The following is a 13,547-nucleotide window of genomic DNA, read 5'->3' as shown; positions in this document are numbered from 1 at the left end:
CATGCATAATCCCAAGTGGTGCGTTAAGTGGCTCAAAAGATAGTTGTTATGGGTTTTGGCTAAGGCTTTAGGCAGTCGTAATAGGTAGTTCCTATCGGGATGGTTTTTTCGCCGATCCAAACCTGGGTACGGTCGTATTTGCTGATTTTGTCTTTGGCCACAATGAATGCCCGATGGGTGCGCACAAACTGGGCCGTGGGCAGGATTTCGGCCAGCTCGTTAATGGTAATCCGCGAACTGATGAGCTTATCGTTGGTCAAATGGAACTGGGTATAGTTGCCTGAAGCTTCTACATAATTGATATCCTTAAGCCATACCTTAACCTGTTCGTAGCCATCTTTTACAAAAATAAAATCGCTCTGTGGCCTTGGCGCCTGTGTACGCAGGTCGAACAGTTCCTTGGCTTTGTTGCAGGCCTTTAAAAACCTCGAAAGCGAAAAGGGCTTGAGCAAATAATCCACGGCATCGAGCTCGAAGCTTTGTACAGCATGTTCGCTGTAGGCCGTTGTAAAAATAACCATGGGCGGCTTGCTCAGAGCCTTTAAAAAATCAATGCCACTGATGTCGGGCATTTTGATGTCGAGGAAAATAAGGTCTACTTTGTTTTGCTGCAGATAGGAGATGGCCTCAAAGGCGTTGCTAAAGCTGGCCCTTAATGCTAAAAAGGGCACTTTGGATGCGTGGCTGGCCACAATATCCAAGGCAATGGGTTCATCGTCTATAGCAATGGCAATCATTTAAATTTTTTGGTTGGCTTTTATTTTGTTAAACAAAGGTGCAAAAAATCCTAGTTTGTCAAATTATTCCTGGTTTAAAATGCTGTCTATTTGTTGATAAAGTTCCTCCCTGTCGCTTGGCCGTTTTGCCTTTGCTGCTACCAGCTTGCCCGCCTTGTCGAAGATGAAGTATTGCGGATAGTATTCGCTCTTGTCTTGGGCTCCAGCTAAGAGTTCTTTCCAAAATGGAGCGATGTTTTGCCGGCTTTTGCGCAGGTGTAGGCCTTCCATTCCATTTACTTTAATAAACTGTTTCCAGAAGTCATCTTGGCTATCTTCATCCATGTCTAAATAAACAAAGGCTACGTTTTTACCTTTAAATCTAGCTTTAAGTTCAGGTACATATTGCAGCTCTTCTTTACATGGACCGCACCAAGTGCCCCAAACGTCTAAATAAACTACCTTGCCTCTAAGTGTTTTGATCACATCAGCTATACGGCTAATGTTTTCGTAGCCATTAATAATTACAATATTTTTATTGTTTTGGTTCTCTTCCAGTCTTTGTTTTAAGCTGGTGGTTTTTGTCTTTACATCCTTTAAGTAAATGCTGCTGGGAAACTGCTTTTCAAATGCTTCGGCTAAATACTGTAAGTGGGTTAGATTTTTTTCGGTGTAAAGGGAGGCAATTTTTTGATAAAAGTAAGATTCAATATTTTTGGCAGGAATGTTTTTTATGGCCCCTATCCATTCCACGTACCATTTTCCTTTTTGTTTAGCCAGTGTTTTGCCGCTATCCAAACTAATGCCATAGTACAGTAGGGGTTGGTTGTCAGGAGTTTTATCCTGTTTGGCTCTTAAGAAAGCTTTCGTCGCCAAATATTTGAAGTAGCTATCTAAGTAATTGTAATAATTAGATCCGGAAGGGGCTGCCTGACCTGGCAACTTGGAGTTTTCAAATATCTTGAGAATGAGGCTGTCCATTGTGTTTTTTTCCAAATTTGCTGTTCGGGCAAACATATCCAACAAGTAAATCGAGCGGTAATTGATGTCATCAATAATAATTTGTTTAGCAATGTTATTGATTTTTGAAATTTGAACGGATTTGACTTTTTGTTCTTGCTGTTTGAGATAAGGATGCATCACGCTATCCAGCAATTTTTGATAAGTAAATTGGGCATAATATTTATCATTGTCAGAATGGTCGTTTAAGAAGAAGGCAGAAGCTCTAAAGTTGATTTGCTGCATCAAAGCGTTCTCTCGAAGCGCAGTGCCACTTAAATATTCGATCACCTGAGCTGTTTGATTTAGAGTTATCGAAAGATTTTTATGGGGATGCAGTAAAAGGTCATATTTGTAATTGCTTAAAATGAGGCTTGCAAATTTTGTTTCCTTAAGCGGTAGTTCGATGTTGAAACTCCCATCATTTTTAACAGGGATCTTAATCGAGTTTTCTTCGTAAAAACCATAAACCAACGGGATGTTGAGTTGCAGTTTTTCGCTTCCCTTATAGTCTTTGATCTTTCCGCTGAGCTTAAACTGTGCAAAAGAATAGATTGGAAAAGCCAAGGCCAATAAGAGGAGGGTAGTTTTTTTGAGGTTCATGGTTTATGCAATAAGATTAAGTTTTGGGCATAGCTATGCCCTTGCTGAGACGTAATTGAAGTACCGTAGCCGATTAGGTTTTAAAGCTGTATGGTGAGGTGGATAAAGAACTCCTTGGCGCTTTCCCTGATAATCAGTTCGTGCCTGTTGGGGTAGAGCAAAGCCAAGCGTTGCTTTACATTGACCAGGCCTATGCCGCTTTTTAGTTTTTCGGGGTCGTTGTCGGCCTTGAGATGGATACTGTTGTGCACATCGAAATAAAGTGTGCTGCCTTTGGTTTGCAAAGTAATTTTGATGTGTGAGGGATACTGCAGGCTGATGCCATGCTTAAAGGCATTCTCTACAAAAGGAATAAGCAGCATGGGGGTAATCTGGAAATTGTTCAACTGTTCTTCGATTTGGGTTTCGATCACAATATTGGCCGATCTGGAAGTGCGCAGCTTTTGCAGGGCGATATAGTTTTCGAGGTAATCCACATCCCTGGTCAGCGAAATCTTGTCCTGCACGTTTTCATGCAGCATAAAACGCATCATATCGCCCAGTTTTTGGATGCCTTCACCGGTTCTCTCGGCATTTTCCTGCAGGGCGGTACCATAAAGCGTATTGAGGGCATTGAATAAAAAATGCGGATTGATCTGCGATTTCAGGAAGCTGAGGTTGGCATCTGATTTGCCTAGTTCGGTTTTTAGCGAAGTAAGCTCGGCCGAGTTGGCCACCCGTCTTTTGTAGAGGAACCAGGCCAGTGGGGCGCTTAAAAGCAGTTGCACCGGAAAATGGAACAGCAATGTAATGGCAATTACTTCGCCTCTCGGCCTGAGCAGAAAGGCAATCAGCGAAATAGGTACGGCCATCAAAATGGCGGCCACGAACAACTGGCCGAAAAAGGCGCTGAACTTACGGTTTTTGGGGTAGATTTCGGGCAAAAGATAATATAAGGCGTAGATAACCATGGCAATAGACGATAAAATGATCAAAGTCCATAGCACAACGATGTCTATCCCGGCATGGCTGGCAACCCACAGCATCAGTCCGATAAACCAAAAGGCAATGCCAAAGCCGGCATCGATCTTCATCTGGTTTTTATAGGCCTTGTCGTGTTTATTGGCCATAAAGTAATTGATAAATTCTTTTAAAAGCACGTAGGCCGTAACAATCACCATAACCCATAGCTCGTAGGTAAACCCGTCGAAGAACAGGCGGTTGTAGGCGTCTTGGACGTCGTTGTATTGCACCAGCGTATAAGCCTCGGTATAGGTTTTGCAGATGCTGATGGTAAAGCCGGAGCCTACCAGTATCACGAAGGTGAGCAAAGCGTTGAGTACGATGTTTTCCTTTTTGAGGAACGACGGAACGATATAGAAATTGAGGAACAAGAAATTGAAATAAAGAATAGAATACCTGAACAATTCGGGTGCCAGATAATTCGAAAAAAGCGAGTAGCTGAGGTGTTCGCCTCTAAAGTTGTAATAGTTTTCGTTATAGAAACGGCCGCCTGCAGCGGTAATCAGCATCAGAACAGCGAATACATAGAGGATGGTCGAGATCCAGAATTCCGTTTTTTGCAGCTCTTTTAGTTTCATGTGTTGGGTTTGTTGCAGTTAGTTAATGGTACAATGTTAAGCTGCGGTTGGCAATCTATTTTGAAAATGTGACCAATATCCGGATAAATGTGACGAATGGACAAAGATCGGTTTTTTAGCTTGTTTTGGAGGAGCTCGAATCGCTCATTATTGAAAACTGTCAACTGAAAACTCCTCAACCAACTCCAAACTTCTTTTCCTAACTTTGCTTTGCATCAAAATTTATCAACACATGACCTTATACGGCATACCTAATTGCAATACGGTAAAAAAGGCCCAGGATTGGCTGAAGGCAAACCATATCGATTTCGAGTTCCACGATTTCAAGAAGAAAGGCGTTACCGCCGAAAAACTGACCGAATGGTTCAACCAGTTTGGCTGGGAAAAAGTAATCAACAAAAATGGCCTTACTTTTAAAAAACTCGACAAAGAACAGCAGGCAGCTATCAATAGCGCCGATAAGGCCGTTGTTTACTTGCTAAATAATACCAGCGCCATTAAACGCCCTGTGGTTGAGCAAAACGGCAAAGCCATTTTAATTGGTTTTAGCGAAGAAGCCTACCAGGCGCTGCTGAAATAACGAGCCAGGCCTGAACAAAATGAAGATTTGATGAATTTTTTGTTCATTGACCACAAGTTTTTTGGATTATAACCTACTTTGTTCGTAGGTTTATGGCAAAGAAATTTTTAAATCATCCTAACCGTCAGCAGTTATCGGGTAACATAAGGGTAGCCCATGGCTTTTTGACTAGGCAACTATCATTAAAATCAATATTATGAAAAAATTAATCGTTCTATTTGCTGCTGTAGCAAGTTTCGTCGGAGTAACCGCCATGAAAGACGTACAGCCCGAATTCAAATTTGAAAAAGAAACCCACGATTTCGGCAAAATCCCACAAGGAAAACCGGTTAACGTAACCTTAAAGTTTAAAAATGTTGGCGATCAGCCTTTGATCATTTCGGCGGTAGAGCCAGCTTGTGGCTGTACGGTGGCCAAATACACCCAAACGCCGGTTAAAAAAGGCGAAAGCGGTTTTGTAGAGTTAACCTACAATGCGGCTGCAGTTGGCGTGTTTACCAAAGCAACCACGATTAAATCGAACTCGAAAGAGCCTGTAAAAACAATCATCATCAAGGGCGAAGTCGTAGCTGCGGCTACTTCAAAATAATTGATGTGCACCAATACAAAGAGGGGATAAGTAATTATTCCCTTTTTTTGTTTTCTTTGTGCACAATTGTCGGCCCAGGTGTTTTCAAAAACTAAAATCAGTTTTCTGTTAAATTTTGTTAAATACAAGAGCTTACCTAAAAAGAGCTTTAAATTTGAGTATGCTTAAAAAGTTAACCTTAATGCTGTTGCTGGCCTTTCCACTGCAATTATTGGCGCAGAATAATACCCTTACCGGTAATATTTTCGATAACGACAACCGGACTACGCCCATGGAAAATGCCACGATCAGAAACCTGAGCACCAAAGCATTGACCTTAACCGATAAGGATGGCCATTTTGCGATTGCAGCCAAAATTGGCGACCTTATTTCTTTTGGCATGGCCGGCTTCCAAACCGATACGGTATACCTCACTAATCTTTTTCCCAAAAACATTTATTTGAGGCAGGTGGTCAACAACCTTAAGCCTGTTGACATTACCACAGCCAAGATATCGCCTTTTTTGGATGCGCGCGATCCCGATGCCAAACCTGCCCGACAGGTTGATATGAGCAAGGAAAGAGGAGGCGTAAGGCTAAACCTCGGCTTTGGTAAATACCGCAGGCAACAGGCCAAGATTGCCGAACTTGAAGAAAACGACCGCTACAATGAAGAAATATCGAAAAATTTTAACCCTGCCTATATCAGAAGCGTAGTTAAATTTGAGGGCAACGACGAAGATATGAAGAACTTTATGGGTTTGTACAGGCCTACGGTTGATCAAATCAAGGCCGAACGCCCCTTTAACTATGCCTATTACACGGTAAGGGCTTATCATACCTGGAGCAAACTGCCTCCAGAGCAACGCAAACTTCCTTCTCTCCCTAAATTAAAGGCCAATAATCCCTAAAACGGCGTAACAATATTGAGTATCTGTTTGAATTTATTCAATTAGCTTTTACCTTTAACAAAAAACAAGAACTGGCTAAAAAAACCGCTCTTGTTGGCAAAAAATATAACAAACCAATAACCACTATGCTTAAATTTCTAACCAAACATGCTGCACTTGCAGCGGTGGTTTGCTTGTTTGGCCTCACTAGCTATGCACAACAAACCACGCCGCCGGCAACCAATTATGTCCCGGCCGATGCCTTTGGCCCACTGTTCTATACCCAAAACGGAAACGAATTCCGTTCGGCCAATGGAGCTCCAGGTGCCAAATATTGGCAAAACCGCGTTGATTACAACATTTCGGTAAGCCTTGACGAAACCAAGAACATGGTAAGCGGCACCGTAACGCTTACCTACAAAAACAACAGTCCGGATAAGCTGCCTTATTTATGGCTGCAGCTAGACCAGAATACTTTTAAAGAAACTTCGCGTGGTTATGCCGTAACACCTGCACGTAGCCGTTATGGTGCGCAAGGCGAGAAGTTTGAGGGCGGCTATACCATCCGCAACATCAAGGTAACGCAAAAGGCGGCCCCTGTAAAGTTTACCTCTATGGTTGAAGATACCCGTATGCAGATCCGTTTAGACCAACCGATGGCACCTAACGGCGACCTGATAACCATCAGTATGGATTATTCTTACATCGTGCCTAAAGAAGGATCTGACAGAACCGGTCACCTGACTACCAAAAACGGCGAAATTTATGCCATTGCACAATGGTTTCCACGCATGTGCGTTTACGACGACGTGATTGGCTGGAATACTTTGCCTTATTGGGGCGGTGGCGAGTTCTATTGCGAATACGGCGATATTACTTTTTCGGTTAATGCGCCTGCAAGCCACATCGTAATGGGCTCTGGCGAGTTGCTGAACCCGCAGGAAGTATTTACTGCCGAACAACTGAAAAGATGGAATGCGGCTAAGCTGAGCGATGCAACCGTACATATCCGTTCTGAGGCTGAAGTAACCGACCCAAAATCGCGCCCGGCAAAAGACAGACTGACCTGGAAATTCAAAATTACCAATGCCCGCGATGCGGCTTGGGCCTCGTCAAAATCGTTTGTGCTCGATGCCGCGCGCATCAACCTGCCAAGTGGCAAAAAATCGTTGGCTGTATCTGCACAACCGGTAGAAAGCAATGGCATGGATGCTTATGGCCGTGGCGTTGAATACGTAAAAAGCACTATTGAGCATTACTCGAAAATGTGGTACGAATATCCTTATCCAATGGCAGTAAACGTAGCAACCAATATTGGTGGTATGGAATATCCAGGTATCGTTTTTTGTGGCTGGAATGCCAAAAAAGGCAGTGCCTGGGGCGTAATCGACCACGAGTTTGGTCACACTTGGTTCCCGATGATTGTAGGTTCGAACGAGCGTAAATACGGTTGGATGGACGAAGGTTTCAATACTTTTATCAATGGTATTTCTTCGCAAAACTTCAACAACGGCGAGTACAAACAACGTCAGCCAAACATGAATGCCATTGGCAAATCGAGCATTGGCAATCCGCGTTACGAAAACATTATGCAAATGCCTGATGGCATGGCCGAAGCCAATATCGGTATCAACCTTTACAGCAAACCAGGATGGGGACTTAACATTTTGAGAGATCAGATTTTGGGCAAAGACCGCTTCGATTATGCATTCAGGCAATACATCAAAAACTGGGCTTACAAACATCCAACGCCTTTCGATTTCTTCCGTTCGATGGAAAATGGCAGTGGCGAAGACCTGGCCTGGTTCTGGAGAAGCTGGTTCTTGAACAGCTGGAAAATGGATCAAGGCTTAGGCGAGGTGAAAGAGGTAATGAAAGATGGCAAGCTAACCGGTTACACCATCCGCGTAAACAACCTCGAAAAGATGCCGATGCCGATTATCCTCCAAATCAAAACCAAGAGCGGCAAAACAGATGTCGTAAAAGTACCGGTTGATGTTTGGATGAAAAACACCACCTGGTTGGTGCGCTATCCAACCACCGAAGAAATTACCGAAGTACAACTAGATCCAGAAAGAGTGTTGCCAGATAGCAATCCAGACAACAATAAATGGACGGCTAGCGGTACATCAACTGCTTCGGTTGCACCAGCAAATTTAGACGCGTATTTGGGCACCTATGCCGCCCAGGGCGTAGGCATTAAAATCATCATCAGCAAAGTGGATGGCAAATTAATGGCACAGGCAGGTACGCAACCAGCTTTTGGGTTGATGTTTGTAAGCGGCAATAAGTTTACGAATGAAGAGGGAGGCTTAGAGGTAGAATTTAACCCTGCCAAAAACGAAATGAAAGTTAGCGAAAATGGTAACGACTATACGTTTACCAAAGAAAAATAAGCTTAAAGCTTAAAGCGATCAGAAAGCCCGGCAACTTTGGTTGGCCGGGCTTTTTGATTCGCAAAAATCTTGATGTCGAAGACCAGTTCTGGTCAGCCAGTTTGCTCTTGGCCTTTTGGCCGGCTGCGACTTTATGCAAAAACCACTTTTTCAATTTTTTTTGCCAAAAACTGTCACACTTGGTTTTTTATGGTGTCTTATGGATGACAAGCTTGAAAATAAAAGCCTGCATTTTCCAAACAAACAACATGAAAACGACTTTAAAAACCATCCTGATGCTCTTGCTGTGCAGTTTATGTACGAAAGTCTTCGCACAAGAAATGGCCACGGTAACCGGCAAATTGTTTAGTGCCAAAAGTGGCGAGGCTATTCCTTACGCGGCGGCAGTGCTTACCGAAACCGCCGATTCGGCCAAACGAACTGGCGTAATTACCAATTTTTCGGGCGAGTTCAGTTTTAAAGACCTGAAAAGGACCGAGTACCTGCTCAAGCTATCGGCCTTAGGCTATAAAACCATTCGCATGAAAGTAGCTGCCCATAGCGGTATAGTTAACCTGGGCACCTTAAAAATGGAAGAAGATGCCATTAGCCTCAAAGAAGTAAATGTAACCGGGCAGCAGGCCAATATGAAGGTGAAAAAAGATACGCTCGAATTTAATGCGGGCGCCTTTAAAACCAAGCCCAATGCCGCGGTAGAAGAGCTGCTTAAAAAATTGCCCGGTGTCGAAATCGATAAAGATGGCAATATCTTGGTGCAAGGGCAGAAAGTATCGAGGCTAACCGTTGACGGGAAGGACTTTTTCGGAACCGATCCTAAAACGGCTACCAAAAACCTTCCGGCCGATGCCATTGCCAAAGTCCAAATCGTAGACAGCAAGACCCAAGAAGCCAAAGCTACGGGTATTGACGACGGCCAGCGCGAAAAAGTGCTGAACCTGACTATTAAAGAGGATAAAAAGAACGGTTGGTTTGGCAATGCCAATGTAGCAGGCGGTACCACTGATAAATACAATGGCTATTTGAGCGCCAATCATTTTAACAAAAACCTGCAGTTTGCCGTGTTGGGCATGAGCAATAACGTAAACAATGCCAGTTTCAATTTTGAAGACCTCAATAGCTTTACCGGAGGCAACATCGGCAATATTTTTGCACCACCTGCGGGAGGTAGCTTTTCTATTAACGTAAACAACGGCAAAACCACCATTGGCGGTTCTGGCGTTTTCGATAACAATGCCATCGGCGACGTATCAACACACAGTGGCGGGGTAAACTATAGCAATACCTGGGGCAAAAAAAATACCTTGGCGCTAAGCACCAGCTATTTTACCTATTTCTCGTCGGGTTTGGGCAACCGCCTGTCCAACATACAGGATTTGGGCCAGGGCGATATCTTAAGAACGGCAGAACAGGCCGTGCGCAACAGCGACAACCAGGCGCATCGCTTTAACCTTAGGGCCGAATACCATCCCGATTCGCTTACCGATATCATTTTCAGGCCAAACGTGATCCTGAATTATACCACCAACATCAATAACCGCAAATTCAGTTCGGCTTTCGATGCCAGCGGCCAAAGCAATGAGGGCACGCAGTACCTGAACCAAAAGAATGTAACGCCATCGCTTTTTGGCGAATTTTCAATACTTCGCCGCATGCCCAACAACAAAGGTTCGGTATCGCTAAGGCTTAATGGCACGCAGAATACCTTTAATTCAGATTGGACCAATCGTTCGTACATCAACAACTACACCAATGGCGCGCCGATAGCCACCAATACCGACCAACAGGCCAGTCAGGAAAATATTTCCAAAACCTATACCATCAACGCCAACTATGTACGGCCGGTTTTTAACAAGAGATGGAATGCCAGCTTGGGCTATATCTACAACAGAAGCATGGTAGATGCCGAACAGCTTACCTACGATTACAATCCGCTGACCAGCAAGTACGAAATTATTGTGCCAGCCTACAGCAACACGCTCGATAACCACAACTGGCTACAGGCGGCCCGTGTTGGTTTTATTTATGCACGTACCGAATGGACCTACAATTTTGGTTTTGGCTTGCAACAAACAGGTTTAGACGCGACCTTGCTAAGCAGCGCCGGTGTTAACGTGGGTAATATTTCGAAAACCTATTACAATGTATTGCCACGCTTAAATATCAGCTTCAAAAACAAGAACAACCAAACCATACAGCTCAATTACAACGCGAATGTAAACCTGCCATCGGTAAACGATTTGCAACCCGTGCAGAACAACAACAACCCGCTTTACCAACGCATCGGCAATCCTGATCTCAACGCGAGGAAAAACCACAGGGTGTCTGTCAACTTCAACACCTTTAGTCCAGATAACAACAGGTATTGGAATGGCTATTTCCTGTACAATCTCTCGTTCGACGATATTGGTAACGACGTGAACTACGTCAACGGCGTACAATTGGTCAAGCCGGTTAATGTGGATGGCAATTATTACATTAACACGGGCAGCTATTTTGGGATGCCGCTGAAGCTAAAGGGCCTGCGTATGGGTTATGGCATCAATTTCAATCTTTCGCATGCCACAAGTTTCATCAATGCCGAGAAAAACATCACCAATCGATATGGTTTTGGTCCCAATGCCAGCCTCAGCTACGATATCGACGAAAAACTGAACACGGGTCTTTATGTAAATGTGAGCTACAACAAGGTGAACAACTCTATTCCGGTGGCGGTAAACAATAAATACTTCAATTTTTATAATTCGGCCAATATCAGTTACGAGCTGTTCAAGAATTTCAGGGTTGATGCCCAGTTAGAGCACAACGGAACCGCTGGTCGCACCGGAGGATTTAACAACAATGTCTTTTTGCTCAATGCCGGCCTCGAAAAATATTTCATGGAACGCAGGTTTACGCTGGCCCTCAAGGGATTTGATATTTTGAAGCAGAATACGAATATTGATCGTTTGGTAAACAATAGCAGGATAGAAGACGTACGCTACAACAACATTACCCGCTACTTTTACCTTTCTGTTAATTACAAAATTGCCAAAGTAGGCGCCAGCAATGGAAGAAGCAACCCTAGGAACACGGTGAATTAGAAAAGGAGGATTAGGGTTTAGCACAGTGCCGGATCAAACCAGTGCTGTGCTTTTTTGTTTATAACCTTGCGGTTCAATGGTTCATCAGCCGGTTGCGAACTAAAAACCGAAGACTGCCAATTGAAAACAGGCCGTCTTACTTTCGGTTTTTTTGATGATATTCACGCAATGAAAGAAGAGTTTGACTATACCACTTACGCCAGAAGGTTCGCCATAAGCTACCCGATAGCCAGCCAATTGCTGATCCAGGTGTATTTTTGGGTTATTGCCAACATCTTTATTGCCAGTATTGTACATCTGGTAGAGCTTTCGGTACGCAAAACCTACCATTTAACCATTTATAGAGGGTACTTTCCGGTATTGCTGATTGCCGTAGTATTAGGAGTGCTGTATGGTATGATCTCTGGCCTCATCAATATTCTTTTTGATCGGAAACCGTTTAAAGACCGTCCGGTAGGGGTGGTCATTATCCTGAAGGGATTGTTCTTCTTGGTAATCTTCAGTGTGTTTTTTTACCTGACCAGAAACCTGTTGTACGAACCCGTTGTGCAGTCGTTTGTGTCCTTCAATAAAAATACCTGGATTTATATCTATTACCCTTTGCTTGTTTTTTATGCGTTCATGACCCTGTTGATCAATTTTATCAACCAAGTAAACAAAAAATATGGGCCCGGTGTACTGGTGCCTTTGCTGTTGGGCAAGTACAGAACGCCCAAAGAAGAAGAGCGTATTTTCATGTTCATGGACCTGAATTCGTCTACCACCATTGCCGAGCAGCTGGGCCACATCAAGTACAGCGAGTTTATCCGCGACAGCTTTATGGACATCAACCATGTGCTGTTGCGCTTTGGTGCCGAAATTTATCAGTATGTTGGCGATGAGGTTGTAGTAACCTGGCTTTTGGGCGAAGGTTTGCAAAAGCTGTCGTGCATACAGTTCTTTTTTGCCTGCGAACGCGAATTTAAAAAGCGCAACGATTATTACCTACAAAAATATGGCGTGGTGCCCCAGTTTAAGGCCGGTCTGCATTTGGGCAAAGTTACGGCTGTAGAAATTGGCGAGGTTAAACGCGATATTGCCTACCATGGCGATACGCTCAACACCGCGGCCCGCATACAGGGCATGTGTAAGGAGCTGGGCAAGACTTTTTTGGTGTCAGACTATGTGGTAAAGATCAGTCGTTTAGACAAGCGCTTTGTGATTGAAGACATGGGCTCGATTTTGTTAAAGGGCAAATCAGAGCCCACCACCATTTTTAGCATCGACAATGTAAAGCTAGATTAGGCCTTGGTTTGCAATCGTAGCTTTGGTTCGTTACTTTTGGACTATGGTTAAACAACAGAACAACCCCTTACATGGATTAACGCTCGAATTCATCATCAACCAATTGTTTTTGCGCTATGGTTGGGAAGAATTGGGCAGGATGATCAATATCGGTTGTTTTAAAAAAGATCCTTCTGTAAAGTCGAGCCTCAAATTTCTGCGTAAAACCGAGTGGGCAAGAAAAAAGGTGGAGCAGCTGTACATCGATAGTTTTTGCTAAACCAATTTCATTTGGCAGCTTCCAATAACAAGCTAACAATAAGTCAACTCGTCTTGCAACCAAATCCGCCAAGCCATCGTCTTGTTTATAGAAGGGTATACCTTTGGTTATCTTAATCCCAATTTATGAAAAAATACATTGTCCTGCTTTTATCTCTGCTTGTATTGAGCAGCTGCTCAATCTATTCCATTAACAAAGGAACACTCAAGTCTGTTCGAAAAGATAGCTATCAGGTTACATACCAAGTCGATTTAGGCGAAGGCCTAACTGCCAGGGTAAGTTATGTCGATGCCGACAATCAAACCGCAAAACTAAAAAACGTAAGCGGAAACTGGGAACAGACGGTAAGGCTGAGCTCAGGAACGGCAGTCAAACTCAAAGTAGTTGCCAAAGGAAAGGATTTATCGGCTACGCCTAAAATTAAAGGCCAATATGCCCCAGCAACATTTAAGATTTTGGTAGATGGGGAAGTGGCTTCGGAATATGTGCTCAAAAACAAAAAGGTAAAATACAATGTAGGCTTTGTGTTGCCTTAGCCAAATGCTAAAAAGTGTTAAAGAAAGTCCGGTGTTAGGGTCAATCATTATATTTGA

General features: G+C 43.6%; 11 protein-coding genes. 8 read left to right on the top strand and 3 right to left on the bottom strand.

Translation table 11 applies throughout. The features are described 5' to 3' along the window. Positions 1-59: 59 nt before the first annotated feature. The 3 genes from AC6H1S_RS15050 to AC6H1S_RS15040 all read right to left on the bottom strand — a co-directional run bounded on the left by AC6H1S_RS15050 (position 60) and on the right by AC6H1S_RS15040 (position 3,898). Positions 60-737 carry a LytR/AlgR family response regulator transcription factor gene (locus tag AC6H1S_RS15050; RefSeq protein WP_199137603.1) on the bottom strand — a complete coding sequence of 226 codons (678 nt, stop codon included), beginning with the start codon at positions 735-737 and terminating at the stop codon, positions 60-62. Between the two features lie 63 nt (positions 738-800). Further along, complete coding sequence (locus tag AC6H1S_RS15045; protein WP_497564114.1) at positions 801-2,318, bottom strand: TlpA family protein disulfide reductase; 1,518 nt, start codon at positions 2,316-2,318, stop codon at positions 801-803. A gap of 80 nt (positions 2,319-2,398) precedes the next feature. Beyond that, entirely contained in the window at positions 2,399-3,898 is a 1,500-nt protein-coding gene (locus tag AC6H1S_RS15040) for a sensor histidine kinase (RefSeq protein ID WP_497564113.1), read from the bottom strand. Between the two features lie 232 nt (positions 3,899-4,130). On the opposite strand from AC6H1S_RS15040, the gene AC6H1S_RS15035 reads away from it, so the two are divergent. The 8 genes from AC6H1S_RS15035 (at position 4,131) to AC6H1S_RS15000 (ending at position 13,490) form a co-directional block, all read left to right on the top strand. Beyond that, on the top strand, positions 4,131-4,478 hold the full coding sequence (locus AC6H1S_RS15035) for an ArsC family reductase (protein ID WP_199141993.1): 348 nt from the start codon (positions 4,131-4,133) through the stop codon (positions 4,476-4,478). A gap of 196 nt (positions 4,479-4,674) precedes the next feature. Continuing rightward, positions 4,675-5,067 carry a DUF1573 domain-containing protein gene (locus AC6H1S_RS15030; protein WP_199141147.1) on the top strand — a complete coding sequence of 131 codons (393 nt, stop codon included), beginning with the start codon at positions 4,675-4,677 and terminating at the stop codon, positions 5,065-5,067. A 160-nt stretch (positions 5,068-5,227) separates the two neighbouring features. Further along, the gene (locus AC6H1S_RS15025; protein WP_199141146.1) at positions 5,228-5,956 is read left to right on the top strand and encodes a peptidase associated/transthyretin-like domain-containing protein; all 729 of its coding nucleotides are present in this window, start codon (positions 5,228-5,230) and stop codon (positions 5,954-5,956) included. A 125-nt stretch (positions 5,957-6,081) separates the two neighbouring features. Continuing rightward, entirely contained in the window at positions 6,082-8,331 is a 2,250-nt protein-coding gene (locus tag AC6H1S_RS15020) for a M1 family metallopeptidase (RefSeq protein ID WP_199141145.1), read from the top strand. Positions 8,332-8,579: 248 nt separating this feature from the next. Continuing rightward, positions 8,580-11,411, top strand: coding sequence for a TonB-dependent receptor (locus tag AC6H1S_RS15015; protein WP_497564112.1), 2,832 nt, complete (start codon positions 8,580-8,582; stop codon positions 11,409-11,411). Positions 11,412-11,579: 168 nt separating this feature from the next. After that, positions 11,580-12,695: an adenylate/guanylate cyclase domain-containing protein gene (locus tag AC6H1S_RS15010; protein WP_497564111.1), complete on the top strand. Its 1,116-nt coding sequence runs from the start codon at positions 11,580-11,582 to the stop codon at positions 12,693-12,695. 43 nt (positions 12,696-12,738) lie between these two features. After that, positions 12,739-12,954, top strand: coding sequence for a VF530 family protein (locus tag AC6H1S_RS15005; RefSeq protein WP_199141142.1), 216 nt, complete (start codon positions 12,739-12,741; stop codon positions 12,952-12,954). A 125-nt stretch (positions 12,955-13,079) separates the two neighbouring features. Beyond that, a complete protein-coding gene (locus AC6H1S_RS15000; protein ID WP_497564110.1) occupies positions 13,080-13,490 on the top strand; it encodes an MmpS family transport accessory protein in 411 nt (136 codons plus the stop codon). Positions 13,491-13,547 lie beyond the last annotated feature (57 nt).

This window comes from Pedobacter sp. TM02 (assembly GCF_059705275.1).
This window is presented reverse-complemented; position numbering and strand designations above follow the sequence as displayed.